This is a genomic window from Phyllobacterium calauticae, from assembly GCF_019991125.1.
GTDB classification, from domain to species: domain Bacteria; phylum Pseudomonadota; class Alphaproteobacteria; order Rhizobiales; family Rhizobiaceae; genus Phyllobacterium; species Phyllobacterium calauticae.
In genome coordinates this window covers 708993-727766 of sequence record NZ_JAGENB010000002.1, presented here as the reverse complement: position 1 = coordinate 727766, position 18774 = coordinate 708993, and the positions used below count along the sequence as shown (strand labels likewise).

Genomic DNA, 18774 nt, shown 5'->3' with positions numbered 1-18774 from the left:
ACATGCGATGAGCACGACACGCAAGCTGCATCTTGGCGCCTTCATGCGGCCCGTCAGCATTCACACGGGCGCCTGGCGTTATCCCGGCGCCTATGCCGATGCCAACTTCAATTTCACCCACCTCAAACGTTTCGCCCAGACCTTGGAGCGCGGCAAGTTTGACGCCTTCTTCATGGCCGACCATCTGGCCGTGCTGAACATGCCGGTGGAAGCGCTGAAGCGCAGCCACACCGTGACATCCTTCGAACCGTTCACACTGCTTTCCGCACTGGCGGGCGCTACCGAGCATATCGGGCTCATCGCCACGGCTTCGACGACCTTTGACGAGCCCTATCACATCGCCCGCCGCTTCGCCTCGCTCGACCATATCAGCGGCGGACGTGCCGGCTGGAATATCGTCACCACCTCCAACCCGGATGCCGCGCTCAATTTCGGGCTGGAGGACCACATGGAACATGACGAGCGCTACCGCCGCGCCCGGGAATTCTTCGATGTGGTTACGGGGCTGTGGGACAGTTTTGCCGACGACGCCTTTATCCGCGATTCGGAGAGCGGCATCTATTTCGACCCGGAGCGCATGCATGTGCTCGACCACAAGGGCGAATTCCTCTCGGTGCGCGGCCCGCTCAACATTGCCCGTCCTGTGCAGGGTTGGCCGGTCATCGTGCAGGCGGGCTCATCGGAGCCGGGGCGCCAGCTTGCGGCCGAAACCGCCGAACTGGTCTTTGCCGCGCCAGCCCGTCTTGCCGATGGTCAAAGCCTCTATGCCGATATCAGGGCCCGCATGGATAAAATCGGACGCCCGCGCGATCAGTTGAAAATTCTCCCCGCTGCCTTTGTCGTGGTGGGCGATACGGTTGAGGAAGCCAAGGCAAAGCGCGCGCATCTCGACAGTCTTGTGCATTATGCCAATGCCGTCGGCTCCCTGTCGATTGCGCTTGGACATGATGCCTCGGGTTTCGATCCCGATGGGCCGTTGCCTGAGATCACCGACACCAATGCCAGCAAGAGCAGCCTCGAACGCACGGTCAATCTGGCGCGGCGGGAGAACCTGACGGTGCGCCAGCTGGCGCAGCGGCTGGGCGGCTATGCCGGTCTCGCTTTCGTCGGCACGCCGGAAACCATTGCCGACGAGATGCAGCAATGGCTTGAGGAGGAAGGCTCCGACGGTTTCAACGTCATGTTCCCCTATCTGCCGGAAGGTCTTGATGATTTTGTCGAAAAGGTCGTGCCGGAACTGCAGCGGCGCGGTATTTTCCGCACCGAGTATGAAGGCAGGACGCTGCGCGAAAATCTCGGCCTGCAGCGCCCCGCCAACCGCTTTTTCTAGATGCGGTGATCGAGCCGCTTGACAAGCCTGTCGCCCACCCACTGGATGCCGCAGACGAGGACAATCAGCACGATTACCACCGCAATCATGATCGAGGTTTCAAAGCGCTGGTAGCCATAGCGGATGGCCAGATCGCCGAGCCCGCCTGCGCCGATGGCACCGGCCATGGCCGATGCGCCGATCAGGGTGACCAGCGTCACTGTGAAACCGGCAACGATGCCCGGCAGCGCTTCGGGCACCAGCACTTCACGGATGATCGCCCAGCGATTGCCACCCATGGCGCGCACCGCCTCGATCAGCCCGCGATCGACTTCCCGCAGCGAGACCTCGGCAATGCGGGCATAATAGGGTGTCGCGCCGATGGACAGCGGCACGATGGCCGCCCACGTGCCGATGGACGTCCCGACAATGAGCCGCGTCACCGGGATGAGCGCCACCAGCAGGATGATGAAGGGCACGGACCGGAAGGCGTTGATGACAGCACCGAGCACGCTGTTGACCCAGGGATTGGGCGCAATGCCGCCACGGTCCGTTGCCACGAGAGCAAGGCCCAGCGGCAAACCGGCGGCCAGCGAGATCAGACCGGAGGCGCCGGTCATGACAAGTGTTTCCCAGATGGATTGAACGAGAAGATCAAGCATGACCGGTGACATAGCCGAGCACCTCCACACGGGCCGAACGGGCCTCGAGAAATTGAATGAATGTCTGGACAGCACCGGCAGGCACTGCCGGAACTGCAAGATAAAGCCGGGCGACCGCCTGGTCCTGCACATGATCGACACCGCCATGCAGCAGGCGGAACGGCCGTGGCAGCTCGGCCAGCAAGGTGCCCTGCGCCGCCGCACCGGCGAGATCGACACCCAGCACGGCTTCGCCGCCGGGTTCCGGCGATAGGGCGTCGGCGATATGCGCGGGAAGCTGCGGGCGAATACCCGCCAGCAGGCTTTTGGTGATATCCGTCTGCGGATCGGCGAACACCGACCAGACGGGCCCCTCCTCGACGATCTTTCCGGCATCGATGACCGCCACGCGGTCCCCGATGGAGCGGACCACTTCCATCTCATGCGTAATCAGCAGGATTGTGAGGCCGAGCTTGCGGTTGATATCCTTCAGCAGCGCAAGAATCGAACGGGTTGTCTCGGGATCAAGCGCGGATGTCGCTTCGTCCGAAAGCAGCAGCGCCGGGCGCGCCGCCAGCGCCCGCGCAATGCCGACGCGCTGCTTTTGCCCGCCGGACAGGGAGGACGGATAGGCCTTTGCCTTGTCGGAAAGGCCGACAAGGTCGAGCAGCTCGCGCGCCCGGTTGAGACGTTCCGCCCTCGGTCGGCCCTCGATCTTCAGCGGCAGCGCCACATTTTCTTCCACCGTCTTGGCCGACAGCAGGTTGAAGTGCTGGAAGATCATGCCGATACGGCGGCGGAAGGGCTGCAACTCCCGCTCGCTGAGCCCGATGATCTGCCGGCCCTCGACAAAAATGGCACCGGATTCCGGCCGTTCCAGCCCGTTGAGGCAGCGGATCAGCGTCGACTTCCCCGCGCCGCTGCGGCCGATGATGCCGAGGATTTCACCCTTGCGGACGGTCAGGGACACACCGTCCAAAGCCGGTGTGTCCCCAAAATGCCGTTTGACATTCTCAAGCCGCACGACAGCGTCGGCAAGCGGCGTATCGGCTATGATTGCACCCGTCTGGCCGGGAACGGAGACATGCGAGTTCATATGTTTTCCTCTTGGAGGGATGCCGTAACGACACCCGCCTCAACCGGGAAAGCGACCCGCGGCATATATCGATGCTGCGAGCCGCTTTGTCGTGATTGCTTGTAAGATCAACCGGTTATCAGTAAGCGCTGATACCTGTTCCCTTGTACACCTTGTCGAATTCAGCCTTGACCTTGTCGTTCTGATAGGATGACACGAGGGCTTTCACCCACGGCTCCTTCTCCTGTCCGGCCTTCACGGCAATGAAGTTGCGGTAAGGATTGTCGGCAATCTTTTCCTGGGCGATACGGTTTGCCGGTGTCAGGCCGCTCTTCAGCGCCCAATCCGTATTGACCACGGCTGCGTCGAGATCTTCGACCGAACGGCCGACGATACCGGCGTCGAGTTCCTTGATCTTCACCTTCTTCGGGTTCTCGGCAATGTCGGCGATGGTAGCGAGAATGCCCGTGCCGGGCTTGAGCTTGATGACGCCCTGGTCTTCCAGCACCCGCAGCGCACGGCCTTCATTCGATGGATCATTCGGCACCCCGATCACGGCGCCTTGCGGCAGTTCGGCGATTTTGCTGAACTTTTTGGAATAAAGGCCGATGGGCCAGACGCCGGTGTAGCCGACCGGAACAATGTGGTAGCCCTGCGTCTTGATCTGGTTGTCGAGATAGGGCTTGTGCTGGAATGCATTGGCGTCGAGATCGCCACGTTCCAGCGCTTCGTTCGGCTGGGTATAGTCATTGAAAACGACCGTCTGGATTTTCAGGCCGTTCTTGGCGGCTTCCGCCGTCACGGCTTTCCAGACATCTTCGTCCTCACCGCTGATGATGCCGACCTTGATGGCCTTGTCAGCCGCCTGGGATGGCTGTGGCGCGGTGAAGCTGGCAATGGCGATGGCCGAAGCCACCAGCGCAAACAGGCCCGCGCGCCGCGTGATTTTCCCGTTGTTTCCGAGATTTTCTATGGTTTTTGTCATGTGCTGGCCCCCGTAGGCAGTGTGAATAGCGAAAGGAGAAACGTCTTGTTTCGTCCCGGATATTCGCGAATGCACACGGATTGAGCGAGGGATGGCTATCTTTTGTGCAGAGCAGCAGGCGAAAAACCTTTCAACAATTGCCGCAACCGGAGCTAGAATTTTCCACAATGTGGAATACATCCGGGTTTTGCCGCGAAATGAATCTGCCAGCGGGTTTTGCATGGCGCGCCGCGGCCAGAAAATATATGCCTTTGCACATCCTGCCCCGCTACCCCCGCAAACCTGTCACAGAGGGATATTTCCCATGAGCCGCATTTCCCCGATCGTTTATGAACACGCTGCACCGGATGTTCGCGCGGAACATGACCGGGAGCTGCAGTTGCGCGGACGCATGACCAATATGAAGCGCATCATGCTGCATTCACCCGTCGCCCACCGCATCTATGCCGAATGGTTCACCTTGCGCGACCTGCTGCGCCCGGCCCTGCCGGATCGCGCCATCTGGCTTCTGTCGCTCGCCATCGCGCAGGCAAGCCATGCGGATGTGCCCGTTACCTTTTTCCGCCGCGCCCTGATCGATTCCGGCCTGCAGCCCGAGACCGTCGTCCCGGATGCGGATGAAACGGTGCTGATGGACTTCGGCAAGGCCATTGTTGCCGATGCCAATGCGGTACCCGAGAGGCTGTGGAACAAACTGGCCGCGCGCTATGACGAGCCGACGCTGGTCAACCTGGTCGCCTTTGCCGGCATCATGATCGCCACGGCGGTCTTCACCAATGTGGTGGAGGTGGAGCTCGATCCGGAACTGCATTCCTACAGGGCATAAGCCGATTGCCATATCCGCGATCCCGGCACTCATCCCGTCGGGATCGCGAATTATCTTGGGAGTTAAGGGGTTACAGGTTTTTCATCACATCCGGACAGGCTCGCCAGGCCAAGCGTGGCAACGGCCGCGACGGCTGCAAACACCGCAACAGGCCAAAAGCTCGCCTCGGGAAGCAGGACCACAGCCAGCGTTCCAGCAGCCCCGACAATCACACTTTGGATGAAATAGTAGATGGCTGTCGCCGTTCCCGCGATATCGCCAAAGTCGTGCAAAGCCCCGTTTGCCGCAACGGCAGATGTCAATGATATGGCGCACGCCATGATCCACATCGGCACCATCAACGTTGCAATGGAGATTGGCAGGACCATCTGCCCCGCAATCAGCAACACCGCGCCGGCCAGGAACAATGCCATGCCCCTGACCAGACATCCCTGTTGGCCCCAGCGCCTGACGAATACACCGCCGAAGCGGCTGCACACGATCATGACAAGGGCAACGGTTGCAAAGACGAGGCTGAACATGGTCGAGGACAAGCCAAGCGCCTGCATGAGAATGCGCGGCGCCGTCGAGAAATAGGTGAAGAATGTCCCCATGGCCGTGCTGAAACCCATTGTATAGGTCCAGAACGTGACGCTGGAGAACACCCTGCCAAAACTGCCTTGGAGTGTCGCCGGATGTGTCTGTACCGGACATGTTTCGGGCCAACGCAGAAACGCATGCAGCCCGGACAAAACAGCGAGGCCGGCAAGCAACCAGAAAACGGCCCGCCAACCGAACATATGGTCAACCAGCGCGCCGATCATGGGTGCGAAAGCCGGGACGAAGGCCAGCATGGAGCCGAACAGGCCATAGATGATGGCGCCTTCCGGCCGCGCCGCATAGACGTCACGGACAGTGGCAAAGGTTGCCACCAAGGCCGCCGCCCCGCCCGCCGACTGGAGAACCCGCAGCGCTATGAAAACACCGGCGGAACTGGTCATGGCCAATCCGGCGGAGGCAAGCGCGAACAGGAATGCCCCGCCGAGCAGGACGGGCCTGCGCCCGATACGGTCCGCCAGCGGGCCGAACAGCAGCTGCCCGCAGCCAAGAACGATCATGTACAGGCTGAGTGTCAGCTGGATTGTTGCCGGTGTGGTTCGGAGAACCGCGGGCATGCGGACGACGACGGGCAGATAGATATCCATGCCCAGCGAAGCGAGCAGGTCAAAGGGAGCCATTAGCAGCAAGGCCGCCGGCAGCGAATAAGTCCAAATTTTGGGGTAAAGCATAACAAAAAATCCCACACGAACAGGAAAGTTCGGCGGCGATCATTGATCCCAACGCAAGAAGCATGGTGAGAGCTTTGAATGCCGCAACAACGGTTGAAAACGGTTGTTACGGCCTAGCGGGTTGCGAGCGTGGTGGCTTTCATCGTGGGTGCAGCTCTCGGTTGAAGCGCCGATATAGAGCCGTGATGTGCGAGCGTCAAGCAGCTGCAAAACATGGCCGTTTCATGGAAAAAAATTAATGTTGATGCACACAAAGAAAACACGGTCGATCAATATTCTGTGACTCGAGCAATGTTGGCATGACGTATAGCTCCGCGCATCTCATTGATTTGCAAGGGCTTGGCGAAATGCAAGCAGTGCTCAGGTGCAACCGTAGCGCGAGAAAACTTCGCGTCATGACGCGCTACAAAACGGGTTTGTAACTCAAAGGAAACGACCATGAGACTAGTTGCCACCCTTACCGCCACCGCGATCCTTGCCTTTGTCGGCACAAGCGCGATGGCACAGACTGCAGCCCCCGCAACGACAGCGCCAGCGACCACAACCGCACCGGCAACCACGATGAAGCCGCCGGCCAATTCCATGGCCAAGAAACCCGCTACTGCCCCGGCTGCCACAGCAACAACCACACCGGCCAAGACAGCCATCTCCAAGGCTTGCTCGGCTCAGGCTGATGCCAAGGGCCTGCACGGCAAGGAACGCCACAAGTTCCGCGCCGAATGCAAGAAGAACGGCGGCAAGAGCTAACGCCCGATCTCTCTGCTGGCGGGAGCGGCAAATCCGCCTCCCGCCAATTTATACCGGCCTGTCAGGCTTTCAGCCCGATATCGCTTGGGCGGTATCGTTTCCGTTCTGCTACAGTCGTTTGTGCCGCGGCAAAAACAGAGCAGACGACGAGGAACTGAGTTCATGAGCAACCACCTGTTTGACGCCATCCGGCATGCCATTCCAGCCGGCAACACGGTGTTCATTGAAACAGGCAACGGCCGCACATGGGCCTATGGCGACATGCTGCGCTGCTCCGGCCAGATCGCGAGCACCCTTGACTACCTGGGCGTTGTGCCCGGCGACCGGGTGGCCGTTCAGGTGGAAAAAAGCGCCGAAGCCTTGATGCTCTATCTCGCCTGCATCCGCTGCGGTGCGGTCTATCTGCCGCTGAACACTGCCTACACCCTCGCTGAACTTGACTACTTCATCGGTGATGCCGAACCGCGTCTCGTCGTGGCAACGCCGCAGGCAGCCGATGGCATCAAGGCCGTGGCATCGAAATATCGAGCATTGGTTGAGACGCTCGATGACGACGGCGGCGGCTCGCTCATGCATATCGCAAGCGGTCAACCGGCGGATTTTCCCGACAGTCCAAGAGCACCGGACGATCTCGCCGCCATCCTCTACACATCAGGCACGACAGGCCGTTCCAAAGGCGCGATGCTGACCCATGACAATCTCCTGTCGAATGCCCTGACGTTGCGGGCCTACTGGCAGTTCACGGCCAAGGATCGCTTGATCCATGCCCTGCCGATCTTTCACACCCACGGGCTTTTCGTCGCCACCAATGTCATCCTGATGTCCGGCGCATCGATGTTCCTCCTGCCGAAGTTCGACCCGGCGGAAATCCTGTCCCTGATGCCGCGCGCCACCACCATGATGGGTGTTCCCACCTTTTATGTCAGGCTTTTGCAGAATGAGGGACTGACCCACGATGCCGTCCAGGGAATGCGGCTGTTCATCTCCGGCTCGGCACCTCTGCTTGCCGATACGCACCGGGCATTCCAGCAACGCACCGGCCATGCCATTCTGGAACGCTACGGCATGACCGAAACCAATATGAACACCTCCAATCCCTATGACGGCGAGCGGATTGCCGGAACGGTCGGTTTCCCGCTTCCAGGCGTTGCCGTACGTATCACCCATCCGGAAACCGGCGCGATGCTCCCGGCCGATGCAACCGGCATGATCGAGGTCAAGGGGCCGAATGTGTTCAAGGGGTATTGGCGCATGCCGGAGAAGACCAAGGCGGAGTTCCGCGATGACGGCTTCTTCATCACCGGCGATCTCGGCAAGATCGATGCGGGTGGCTATGTGCACATTGTCGGCCGCGGCAAGGATCTGGTGATATCGGGCGGCTACAACATCTATCCCAAGGAAGTGGAAACCGAAATCGATCAACTTCCAGGCGTCTTGGAAAGCGCGGTGATCGGCGTTGTCCATCCGGATTTCGGCGAGGGCGTGACCGCCGTCGTGGTCAGGCACCCCGGCGCCGATATCGATGAGAAAGCCATTCTCGACGCGCTGCAGGATCGCCTTGCGCGCTACAAGCAGCCCAAACGGATCATTTTCGTCGATGACCTGCCGCGCAACACCATGGGCAAGGTGCAGAAGAACGTGCTGCGCGAACAGTACGGCAATCTCTATGCAAGTGGTCCGATTCTGACATTTGCATCCCGTTGATACAGGCCGTTCAGGCAAATGTCAGAATCAAAGGACCACTAGCAGCGATAAGATTCTAGTGGAACTTTGAATTTGACATTCGCATGCTGCGCGTCATGTGAAATGGGATGCGAATGTCAAATTCGTTCCACTAGCCGGGTGAACGCCTGAACGCCCAGTCCCGTTCGCCCTACCGGCTGACGATGGAGATTTTTCCGTCAGTGCCGACACTGGCGGCAATGGTGTCGTAGCTGGCGATTGTCGGGTGAGCGGTCGCAATCGCGTGCACCTGCGTCGCCGTCACCACGATGACCTCGGCACCGGCCGTCTCGCCCGCTTGAATACCGGCTGGCGCGTCTTCAAAAACCAGACAGTCCGCAATATCCACGCCGAGTTTTTCGGCACCGAGCAGATAGCATTCCGGATTCGGCTTGCCGACTGACACATCCTCGGCCGTCACCATGGTCCGGGGTACGGCAATGCCTGCAGCCTCCAGCCGCCGCTGCGCCAATGCAAGGGGCGCTGAGGTCACGATCGCCCAGCTCTGCGGCGGCAGGGAATTCAGAAACGCCACCGCCCCGGCAATCGCGACGATGCCTTCGACATCGTCGATTTCCTCCCGCTCGATCTCCGCTGCCTCCGCTTCCGGGTCCACCCCCGGCAAAGCCAGCCGGCGGATCGTGTCGACACCGCGAACGCCGTGCATGGTTGGCAGGAACGTTTCCACATCAAGGCCCCGGCGGCGTGCCCAGTTGCCCCATATGCGCTCGGCGGAAGCCAGCGAATTGAGGATCGTGCCATCCATGTCGAAAAGCAGTGCCGCAAACGGCTTGCTGAAAACGGCGGAAGTGGTTGGAGACAATTTGAATTTCCTTTCATTGGCAAAACCACCGATACACAATTGCAGCGCTTGCCCGCAACGCCCGCCGTGTTAATTTCCGGCGCAAATCCGAATCCGGCAGCGCTGTGCGATTTCACGGCCGGAGCGCAGGGCGACCAAGGGGGACATCCATGTTTTCGCATGTTTACGTCGGCACCAATGATTTCGCGCGCGCGGTCGCCTTCTACACCCCGATCATGGAGATATTGGGCAATCGGCTGCGTTTTTCCGATCCGCAGAAACCGTGGGCGGGCTGGCAGCCGCGGAATGGCGGGCGCCCGCTCTTTCTCCTCGGAACGCCTTTTGACGGGGAACCGGCCCAATCCGGCAACGGCCAGATGATTGCGTTCCTGGCGCCGGACCGGGCAAGTGTCGACAGCATCCATGCCCTGGCTCTGGCCAGCGGCGGCCGTTGCGAGGGCCCGCCCGGCTTTCGGCCGCATTACCATGCGCATTATTACGGCGCCTATTTCCGCGATCCGGACGGCAACAAAATCTGTGTTTGCAACCACGATGCGCCAGCACTGCCTGCATGAGCATCACGCTTCTGGCGCAGTTCTGGATCGGTGATCCTAACAATGGCCGGATCGGGATCATTTCTGATATCAATGAGATGATTCTGCAGGAATTCAAGAGCAAGACGATCGATCTGGCCTGACAAAGAAGCGGCAGATCACGACAGTGGGTTGGGAGGCACGCATGTCACTGAACGAAACGGTAGATCCGTACCGTAAAATAAGCCTGCGCATCATTCCTTTCATGATGGTGCTCTATCTCGTCGCATTTCTCGACCGGGTGAATATCAGCTTTGCTGCCCTCACCATGAACGACGATATCGGCCTGACGCCCTATGTCTATGGATGGGGTGCGGGCATCTTCTTTCTCGGCTATTTCCTGTTTGAAGTGCCCAGCAACGTCATTCTCGAAAAGGTCGGGGCGCGGCTGTGGATCGCCCGCATCATGATCACCTGGGGACTTGTCTCCGCCGCGATGGCCTTTGTGCAGGGGCCATGGAGTTTCTTCATCCTGCGCTTTCTGCTCGGCCTTGCCGAGGCGGGCTTTCTTCCCGGCATGATCCTTTACCTCACCTACTGGTTTCCGGCGGCGCAGCGGGCGAAATTCATCGGCCTGTTCATGGCGGCGGTGCCGCTGGCCAGCGCCGTCGGCGCACCGCTTTCCAGCCTGATCATCGGGATCGAGCACGCCTCGGGGCTGAAAGGCTGGCAGTGGCTGTTCATCATCGAGGGCATCCCGTCCTGCCTGCTCGGCCTTGCGGTGCTGCGCCTGCTGCCCAATGGTCCGGCTCAGGCACCCTGGCTGACACTGACCGAACGCCGCATCGTCCAGGAGAGACTGGACAAGGATCACCTCGCCCATTCCGGCCGCGCCCAGCACAGGCTCTGGCCTGCCCTGGTCGACAGGCGGGTGCTGCTCCTCGGCCTCGTCTATTTCGGCATCGTGATCGGGCTCTACGGCATCGGCCTATGGCTGCCGCAAATGATCAAGGCAATGGGTTTTTCCAACACGCAGGTCGGCTTCATCACCGCGCTCCCCTATCTCGTCAGCGCCATCGCCATGCTGCTCTGGGGCAGGCACAGCGACAAAACCGGCGAGCGGGTCTGGCATGTCGCCATTGCCGCGGCGGTCAGCGCCATCGGCTTCATCGGCAGCGTCTATCTCCAGTCCAATCTGGTGGCCCTGCTCTGTCTCAGCATCGCCTCCGTCGGCATCTATGCGAGCCTCGGACCCTTCTGGGCCATGCCACCGGTCTTCCTGCAGGGAACGGCGGCGGCCGGCGGCATCGCGCTGATCAATTCTGTCGGCAATCTCGGCGGTTTCGTCGGCCCCTATCTCGTCGGCTGGATCAAGCAGAGTACCGGCAGTTTCCAGATCGGTATGGGCGTGCTTGCCTGCTGCCTTGCCGCGGCAGCAGTCATGGTCCTGTTTCTTGGCCGGGAGCTGAAGTCGAGCCGGCACGATGCGATAAGCTGACCCTTATTCGAACAGGTCCGGATGGTTTTTCTCGACCTCCGGCAGGGCCCGCAATATTTCGGTGAGGTGGTGGCGCATGGCCGCTTCCGCCGCTTCCGGATCAGCTGCATCGATGGCGGTGACGATTGCCTGATGCTGCTGGATGAGAAGCTGCATAGCCGCCGCATTCAGCAGGGTAAGCTGGCAGGCCCGATCCATATGCGCCTTGAGGTTGCCGACGACCGACCACGCCATGGGACAGCCCGCGCCTTCCGCAAGCGCAATGTGGAACTGCTCGTCAAATCTCTGGAAAGCGCTGTGGTCGGTGCGGGCGGCGGCGCGCGCCTGCGCTTCAAGCGCCTCGTCGATCTTTTCCCGGCTTGCCGGATCAAACGCTTCACAGGCGCGGCGCACGACGGCGCTTTCGATCACCTCGCGCAGAAACCGTGCCTCGCGCATCTTGGCAATGGAAATCTTGACCACCATCGTGCCCCGCTGCGGCAGCACTTCGACAAACTGCTGTTTGCTGAGCGCGATCAGGGCTTCGCGCACGGGTTGGCGCGACACGCCGTAGCGCTCGGCAATCTCCTGCTCCGACAAGCGCACGCCCGGATATAACTCCAGCGAAACAATGGCCCTGAGCAGCTCCTTTTCGAGCCGGTGCGCCGTTGAGCCACCACGGCTGAGATCAATCGTCAAACCTGCTCCTCCAATCCGCTTGCATTGCATCGATTACCATATCATACTACCATACTAGTATATGCCGTGCCAGCCGCGGTCAAGCGACGGCCTGTTTGTGAACCAGAATCCGGTGCCGGATAAAGATGGCACCCATGCTGTTTCGCACAGGAATCCGCCTGAACCAAGCAAAGCGTGCATAGAGCCAGCAACATGGCAGGCGGATTGAGGAGTCCGCCATCGTGTCCGAAGCCGTCCTGAGGAAGAACGGCAGCATGGGGTGACGCCGATCATGTCTGGCGTCGGGAACAATCAAGGCCACGGGGAGTGGCCGATGTGGAGGAGAGACTATGAAGAATTTTCGCCTGACACGCCGTGCATTTGGCTTTGGCCTTGCCGGTGCCGGAACACTTGCCATTCTTGGCCGCGCGACACGCGCCGAAGCCGCCCCGGTGACCCTGCGCATGTCGTCGTCCCTGCCCGCCGATCCGAACTCGGCGCACTGGCTGTGGTATGACCGCTTCCAGAGCAGCCTGAAGAACAAGGTCGGCGATGCCGTCGAGATCAAATATTTCCCCGACAATCAGCTTGGCAAGGAAGCCGACATTGTCGGCCAGGTGAAGCTCGGCATTGTCGACATGATGATCTCCGGCTCCTCCATCTGGGGCACGCTCGCGCCGGAAATCGGTGTTCTCGATCTCGGCTATCTCTTCAATTCGATGGATGCGGCCGGACCGGTGCTCGATGGCAGCGCGGGCAAGGTGCTGAACGGCATTTTTGCCGACAAGATTGGCGTCGAGGTGGTCAGTTGGGCCTATAGTCTTGGCGGGCGCAATGTGACGGCGCGCCAGCCCGCCAACACGCCCGAACTGCTGAAGGGACAGAAGATTCGCGTCCTGCCGGTTGCCAATTTCGTCGCGACGCTGAAGGCGATGGGGGCTTCGCCCACGCCAATGTCGCTGGGCGAGGTCTACACCGCCCTGCAGACGGGCGTCATTGACGGGCTGGAGCATGATGCGCCGACCGTCCTTGCGCTGAAGTGCTACGAGGTGGCCAAGCACATTTCCCTCACCCAGCATATCTGCAATCCGCAGACCATCGTCATCGGCAGGCGCGCACTGTCCAAGATACCGGCGGAACATCTGCCCGCCTTCCGCGAGGCCGCTGCGGAAGCCTCCGCCTTCCAGCGCAGCAAGGCAAACGAGATCGAAGCCAGCGCGCTGGCAAAACTGCGCGGCAATGGCGTGACGACGCACGAGGTCGACCGTGCCGCCTTCAAGCAGCTTGTCATGCCGCTCTGGGACGAGTTCGCCAAGGCCTACCCGAGCACCAAGCCCGTGCTTGAATCCATCACCAAGGCCTGAGGTCGCCCATGTCAGTCGAGGCCGCCTTGCCCATCGCCCATGCACCAGCTGTCAGGGGGGCGCCGTTTGTCGGCGCTCTCCTGCGCATCGTCGAAATTCTTGCTGCCATCGCCCTGGCCGCCGATCTCGCGCTGGTCATCATCGCCGTCCTCTGGCGCTTTGTCTTCAACGACACCATTCTGTGGGCCGATGAAGTCGCACGCATGCTGCTTATCACCGTCGCCTTCCTGGGTGGCGCTGCAGCGGTCGCCAAGGGCAATCATGTCGGTATCCGTATCCTGCGGGACAAGCTGGCGCCGCAGCATGCATCCCGCGTGGAAGCGGCCGGCTTGTGGATCGAACTCGGCGTGACACTCGCCGTGGCGGTTTTCGCCATTGAATATTGCGAGTCTGCCTCCACGCAGGTCACCTCAACCGGGCTGCCGCAAAACCTCTTCATGTATCCGCTCGTTGTCGGCGGCTTCTGCATGGCCATTTTCACCGCGGCACGGCTGCTGGCCTATCCCAGGGCGGATATCGCAATGGGCCTGGCCGGGCTTCTTGTTCTGGCGGGTGTGGTGACACTCTGGACAACACTTCTGCCAGATCATGCGCCCAGCCCGCTCGTTCTCATGCTCGGCGGGTTTGCCATTTGCCTGTCCAGCGGTATTCCCATCGCCTTTTCACTGTGCGTCGGCGCCCTGCTCTACATTCTCGGCGATGGCTTCATTCCATTCGCGGTGTTTGCCCAGCAGGCATCCAGCGGAATCGACAATTTCGTGCTGCTTGCCGTACCTTTCTTTGTCCTGACCGGCCTTGCCATGGAGGTGAACGGCATGTCGGTGCGGCTGATTGAGTTGCTGCGCCGGGGTGTCGGCGAGCGCAAGGGCGGGCTCAACATCGTCACCATTCTCAGCATGGTGTTGTTTTCAGGCATTTCCGGCTCGAAGCTGGCGGATGTGACCGCCGTCGGTACGGTCATGATCCCGGCCATGCGCCGGTCGGGCCATGATCCGTCGGAAGGCGTGGCCCTCCTGGCGGCCAGCGCTGTCATGGCGGAAACCATCCCGCCCTGCATCAACCTCATCATTCTAGGCTATGTGGCCAACCTATCCATCGGCGGCCTGTTTGCCGCAGGCATTTATCCGGCGATCCTGATGGCCGGCGCCCTGATCCTTGGCGTCATCATCTTCTCCAAGAAAGCGCCACCCGCCCCGGTGGAAACCTCGGGCCGCAGTCTCAACAATCTCCTATGGAGCGGTGCAGTCAGTCTTGGTGTCATCGTCATCATTTTCGGCGGCTATCGCTCCGGCTTTGCAACGGCGACTGAAATCGGCGCCTTCGCAGTGGCCTACGCGCTGCTGGTCGGACGCCTCGTGTTCCGGGAACTGACATGGCGCAGCACGGTACACCTGTTCATCCGCTCCGCGACGCTTGCCGGTATGATCCTGTTCGTGGTGGCCGCGTCCCAGACCGTTGCTTTCTCGCTGACCATCGACCAGGTGCCGCACATGCTGGCGGAAGCCATGATCAACCTCAGCCACGGCGCAGGCTCCTGGGCGTTCATCGTCGCCTCCATCCTGATCCTCATCGTCATGGGAGCGGCACTGGAAGGCGCTCCGGCCCTGATCATCTTCGGCCCGCTGCTCATTCCGGTGGCGCAGAGCTTTGGCATCCATCCTCTGCATTACGGCATTGTGCTCATCGTCGCGATGGGGCTCGGCCTGTTCGCGCCGCCATTGGGGCTCGGACTCTACACGAGTTGTGCGGTGGGCGGCGTGTCCCTGGAAGCGACGGTCAAGCCAATCGCCAAATATCTGGCGATCCTGTTCATATGCCTGCTGCTGATCGCGTTCATCCCGGACATCACATTGTCGCTGCCGCGCCATATGGGCTTTGTGCATTAGCCGGGAACCACGGCAAGCTCGATCCCTTACGGGAGGGATCGAGCCCGGCGTCAGGCCGTCCTTTCCTCGATTCTGGCATCGTCCTGAATTGCTTCGTCAGGCAAACAAAAAGCAAAGCTGCATGAAGCACGCCTGAACGCATCCGCCACCGCCCGGGCAGACGAGTTCAGGCTGGCATCGCCGTGCATCAGAAACAGCTTCCGGGAAAATGGCGGATCAAGAGGACGCACGACACAGCCTTCGACAATGGCCGGCAGCGCCAGTTCAGGCACCATGGCCACGCCGACATGGGACCGGACCATCGAAAACAGCGTTTCCTTTTCCCTCACGCGCACGACAACATCGATTGCAACACCGGCCTCCTCAAGCATCGCGTCGATCTGCGGTCCGCACCCCGTTGCCGATACGACAAAGCGGGCATCCTGCAATTCGGCCAGGAATACGGTCTCGTGCCCGGCCAGGACATGATCGTGCGGAACGAGGAGAAGCAGTTTGTCCTCCATGAAGTGCTCGGCATTCAGACCGTCGCATATACCGGCTATGCCGATGTCGATCAGGCCATTTCTGACCCATTCATGCACTTCCTGATCAGTTCCATCCCAGATATCGAGCCGGATATCGGGGAAATTGCGGCGCAGGTCGCGCAAGGCCGCCGGCGTAATCCGCGACGCGATGCTGGCGACAACGCCGACGCGCACCGTGCCGCAGACATTCCGGTTCTGGCCGAGTTTCCGCAGCCGCTCGATGGCCTGCAGCACGCCGCGCGCTTCCTCGGCAACTTTCTGGCCCATCGCCGTCAGTTCCATATTGCCCCGCTGCCGCTCGATCAGCGGTGCGCCTATCGCGCGTTCCAGGCCGCGGATGGCGTGGCTGACGGCAGACTGGCTTACGCCGATCCGGTCGGCGCCGCGGGAAAAGCCACCTTCTTCCACGATAGCAATCAAAGCCTTCAGCATGGTCAGGTTGATATGAATCTTGCTCATGATGCGCGTCCAGAAGTTTTCATTTTACATGTTTCGATGGCCTATCTATCAGCTCCCCTTGTTTCCGGGCAAGTCAATTTTTTGTATTATAACCCGGTAAAATGCAAAATGAGGCGGTGCCATCCCTAACAGTCTCCCAGGAATCGCGGATTGCACCCCACATCGCCAAGCCACCGATGAACACCCGGCGGCACAGGCTCATACCTTGGCGAATACAACTCAACTGACCATTGACAGGAAAAATCATGTTCAACCACTTCACGAAACTATGTGTCCGCACCAGCCTGATCGTGGCCATGATGGCAACAGCCGCATGGGCGCAGGAAACGGCGCTGCCCAAGAAGGATATTGCGGGCGCATCGGACAGCCCGGCGCTCAAGCGGTATGAGGGTTCGCTCATCCTAAGCCATCTCCACCAAAAGTTTACCGACTTCACCTTTCCGCTGTCTCCGCTGGTCGACACGGGCGAGAAGATCGAACAGAGCTATATGGAGATATTCAAGCCCAAGCAGAAACAGACGGTCGAAGGCGAACTGACCCGGCTCATTTATCTCACCCCCGAAGGCCGCTCCACGCTTGAGGTCACGCGGAACTATCAGGACGAAATCGCCGCGAAGGGCGGCAAGGTTCTCTATTCCTGCAAGGGCGAAGAATGCGGCGGCAGCGCCAATCTGTCGGCCCGCGTCCCCACGGGCGGCAATGAAGACACCAGCCTGATGATGTATTTCATCGACGAGAGCAAGCTGCAGGCGAAATTCGATGATGCATTGGGCTGCTCGGCACTGCCGTACAAGATCGATGACCAGCGCTTCTTTGCAGCCAGCTTTCCGCAGGGCGGCGCGGACGCCTATGCGACGGTCCACACCTATCGCATTGCGAAGAGCTTCACGGATGGTTGCGCCCGTTTCACCGACCGGACGATCGCCCTTGTCAACGTGGTGGAACCGGAAAAGCGTGAACAGAAAATGGTCACCGTCAATGCCCGCGAAATGGCAACGGCCCTCGACACCAGCGGCCGCGTTGCGCTCTATGGCATTTTCTTCGACACGGACCGGACCGATATCAAGCCGGAATCCGACGCTGCATTGGCGGAGATCGCCAACATGATGAAATCGAACCAGGACCTGAACGTTCTGGTCGTTGGCCACACCGATGACGTCGGCAATTTCGACTACAATGTCGACCTGTCCAAGCGCCGGGCGGCATCGGTGACCAGAACGCTGGCGGATCGCTACGGTATCGCGATCGGGCGGCTGCGCTCCTTCGGTGCGGGCATGTCTGCCCCCACCGCAAGCAACGCAACCGAGGAAAACCGCTCAAAGAACCGGCGCGTTGAACTCGTCAAAATGCGCTAACACGCACAATCCGTTGGCGGCGCAAATGCCGCCAACGCGATGTGTTTCAGAGCTTTTATCTCCGCAGGCGGGTGAATGGCCGACATGGCAATCAGGTACGCCGGCAGTTGCACATTCTCAAAGATCAAGCAGGACACTCATGTGGAACTTCAGTATCAGCCGTTCACTCGGCCTCATGGCGCGCACGGCCCCGTTCATCGCGCTTAGAATCGCGATCTATCTCGGCATGGTCATCGCCTATGTGCTTGTCACATCGACCGGCGCCGGTATCGGCTGGGGTATCGGCGGCCTCGGCGACGAAAGTTTCCAGGCCAATTCCATCTTCATCGGCGGGCTGCTGGGCTTCTGCATGACCGCCGGGGCCCTCTATCTCATGCGGGAATACATCCTCTACGTCGTCAAGGCGGGGCATATTGCCGTGCTGGTGGAGCTCCTCGACGGCAGGCCATTGCCGGACAATCAGGGACAGATCCAGTATGCCAGAGGCATCGTCGCAAACCGGTTTGCCGAGGCAAGCGTCCTTTTTGCCGTCGACCAGCTGATAAAGGGCGTGCTGACGGCCATCACCGGGCTGGTGCAGGGTATCGCGGCCTTTCTGCCCCTTCCCGGCCTGGACCAGCTCATGTCGCTGATCCGGGCATTCCTGCGCATCGCCGTCGGCTTCATCGACGAGGTCATGCTTGCCTATATCATCCGGACCCGCAGCACCAATCCCTGGCAATCGGCACAGTCGGCACTGGTGCTCTACGGCCAGAATGCGGGAACGATGCTGCGCAACGCCGCGTTTCTGACCGTCATCGTCTACGGCCTGTCGATCGCCGTGTTCCTGGTGATGCTGGCGCCGGCAGCGGCCCTGCTCTGCTGGATTCCGGGCGGCTGGACATCGGGCGGTTTTCTTCTCGCCCTCATCTTTGCCTGGGCCGTCAAGGCCGCCCTCATCGAACCATTTGCCATCACCTGCATGATGCAGGTGTTTTTCCGGACGATTGAAGGTCAATCGCCCAATCCCGAATGGGAAGCCAAGCTGTCGCAAATATCCGGCAAATTCCGGATACTCAAGGAAAATGCCGGTCTGGCGGCAGCGGCATAACCTGTCAGGATACAGCATGGCCTGCTCCCGGAC

At 60.4% G+C, this 18774-nt stretch carries 18 protein-coding genes; 11 read left to right on the top strand and 7 right to left on the bottom strand.

All coding sequences use genetic code 11. The annotated features are described in order from the left end of the window. Positions 1-7 precede the first annotated feature (7 nt). On the top strand, positions 8-1330 hold the full coding sequence (locus J1W56_RS09410; RefSeq protein ID WP_223613020.1) for an LLM class flavin-dependent oxidoreductase: 1323 nt from the start codon (positions 8-10) through the stop codon (positions 1328-1330). Here the strand turns inward: J1W56_RS09410 and J1W56_RS09405 are convergent. The 3 genes from J1W56_RS09405 to J1W56_RS09395 form a co-directional block, all read right to left on the bottom strand. Continuing rightward, on the bottom strand, positions 1327-1983 hold the full coding sequence (locus tag J1W56_RS09405) for a methionine ABC transporter permease (protein WP_223613019.1): 657 nt from the start codon (positions 1981-1983) through the stop codon (positions 1327-1329). The genes J1W56_RS09410 and J1W56_RS09405 overlap by 4 nt on opposite strands. Then, a complete protein-coding gene (locus J1W56_RS09400; protein ID WP_223613018.1) occupies positions 1964-3046 on the bottom strand; it encodes a methionine ABC transporter ATP-binding protein in 1083 nt (360 codons plus the stop codon). Before J1W56_RS09400 ends, J1W56_RS09405 begins: the two co-directional genes overlap by 20 nt. Positions 3047-3164: 118 nt before the next feature. Then, positions 3165-4010 (bottom strand): MetQ/NlpA family lipoprotein, encoded by an 846-nt coding sequence (locus tag J1W56_RS09395; protein ID WP_223613017.1) that lies wholly within the window; start codon positions 4008-4010, stop codon positions 3165-3167. A gap of 304 nt (positions 4011-4314) precedes the next feature. On the opposite strand from J1W56_RS09395, the gene J1W56_RS09390 reads away from it, so the two are divergent. Next, the gene (locus J1W56_RS09390) at positions 4315-4836 is read left to right on the top strand and encodes a hypothetical protein (RefSeq protein WP_223613016.1); all 522 of its coding nucleotides are present in this window, start codon (positions 4315-4317) and stop codon (positions 4834-4836) included. A gap of 62 nt (positions 4837-4898) precedes the next feature. Here J1W56_RS09390 and cml read toward each other — a convergent pair whose 3' ends face one another. Next, positions 4899-6104 carry a CmlA/FloR family chloramphenicol efflux MFS transporter gene (gene cml, locus J1W56_RS09385; protein WP_223613015.1) on the bottom strand — a complete coding sequence of 402 codons (1206 nt, stop codon included), beginning with the start codon at positions 6102-6104 and terminating at the stop codon, positions 4899-4901. A gap of 438 nt (positions 6105-6542) precedes the next feature. Between cml and J1W56_RS09380 the strand changes: the two genes are divergently transcribed. Together J1W56_RS09380 and J1W56_RS09375 are read left to right on the top strand one after the other, a co-directional pair. After that, positions 6543-6851 carry a PsiF family protein gene (locus J1W56_RS09380; RefSeq protein WP_223613014.1) on the top strand — a complete coding sequence of 103 codons (309 nt, stop codon included), beginning with the start codon at positions 6543-6545 and terminating at the stop codon, positions 6849-6851. 162 nt (positions 6852-7013) lie between these two features. Beyond that, entirely contained in the window at positions 7014-8555 is a 1542-nt protein-coding gene (locus tag J1W56_RS09375) for a malonate--CoA ligase (RefSeq protein ID WP_223613013.1), read from the top strand. 169 nt (positions 8556-8724) lie between these two features. Here J1W56_RS09375 and J1W56_RS09370 read toward each other — a convergent pair whose 3' ends face one another. Further along, a complete protein-coding gene (locus J1W56_RS09370; RefSeq protein WP_264319111.1) occupies positions 8725-9396 on the bottom strand; it encodes an HAD family hydrolase in 672 nt (223 codons plus the stop codon). A 149-nt stretch (positions 9397-9545) separates the two neighbouring features. Here J1W56_RS09370 and J1W56_RS09365 point away from each other — a divergent pair, with 149 nt between their 5' ends. Genes J1W56_RS09365 through J1W56_RS09360 form a run of 3 tightly spaced genes read left to right on the top strand, consistent with a single transcriptional unit; the run spans position 9546 to position 11406 of the window. Beyond that, positions 9546-9950 carry a VOC family protein gene (locus J1W56_RS09365; RefSeq protein WP_223613012.1) on the top strand — a complete coding sequence of 135 codons (405 nt, stop codon included), beginning with the start codon at positions 9546-9548 and terminating at the stop codon, positions 9948-9950. Continuing rightward, the gene (locus J1W56_RS25960; RefSeq protein ID WP_264319109.1) at positions 9947-10072 is read left to right on the top strand and encodes a hypothetical protein; all 126 of its coding nucleotides are present in this window, start codon (positions 9947-9949) and stop codon (positions 10070-10072) included. The genes J1W56_RS09365 and J1W56_RS25960 overlap by 4 nt, the downstream gene beginning before the upstream one ends. A 41-nt stretch (positions 10073-10113) precedes the next feature. Next, positions 10114-11406: an MFS transporter gene (locus tag J1W56_RS09360; protein ID WP_223613011.1), complete on the top strand. Its 1293-nt coding sequence runs from the start codon at positions 10114-10116 to the stop codon at positions 11404-11406. A gap of 3 nt (positions 11407-11409) precedes the next feature. Here J1W56_RS09360 and J1W56_RS09355 read toward each other — a convergent pair whose 3' ends face one another. Continuing rightward, positions 11410-12084, bottom strand: a complete 675-nt coding sequence (locus J1W56_RS09355; RefSeq protein WP_223613010.1) for a GntR family transcriptional regulator — start codon at positions 12082-12084, stop codon at positions 11410-11412. Positions 12085-12413: 329 nt separating this feature from the next. Here J1W56_RS09355 and J1W56_RS09350 point away from each other — a divergent pair, with 329 nt between their 5' ends. After that, positions 12414-13427, top strand: a complete 1014-nt coding sequence (locus J1W56_RS09350; protein ID WP_223613009.1) for a TRAP transporter substrate-binding protein — start codon at positions 12414-12416, stop codon at positions 13425-13427. An 8-nt stretch (positions 13428-13435) separates the two neighbouring features. Further along, the gene (locus tag J1W56_RS09345) at positions 13436-15313 is read left to right on the top strand and encodes a TRAP transporter large permease (protein WP_223613008.1); all 1878 of its coding nucleotides are present in this window, start codon (positions 13436-13438) and stop codon (positions 15311-15313) included. 50 nt (positions 15314-15363) lie between these two features. On the opposite strand, the gene J1W56_RS09340 is transcribed toward J1W56_RS09345, so the two are convergent. Then, on the bottom strand, positions 15364-16296 hold the full coding sequence (locus J1W56_RS09340) for a LysR family transcriptional regulator (protein WP_223613007.1): 933 nt from the start codon (positions 16294-16296) through the stop codon (positions 15364-15366). A 245-nt stretch (positions 16297-16541) separates the two neighbouring features. Here J1W56_RS09340 and J1W56_RS09335 point away from each other — a divergent pair, with 245 nt between their 5' ends. Both J1W56_RS09335 and J1W56_RS09330 read left to right on the top strand, forming a co-directional pair. Beyond that, positions 16542-17651: an OmpA family protein gene (locus tag J1W56_RS09335; protein ID WP_223613006.1), complete on the top strand. Its 1110-nt coding sequence runs from the start codon at positions 16542-16544 to the stop codon at positions 17649-17651. Positions 17652-17790: 139 nt separating this feature from the next. Continuing rightward, positions 17791-18741: a hypothetical protein gene (locus J1W56_RS09330; RefSeq protein WP_223613005.1), complete on the top strand. Its 951-nt coding sequence runs from the start codon at positions 17791-17793 to the stop codon at positions 18739-18741. Positions 18742-18774 lie beyond the last annotated feature (33 nt).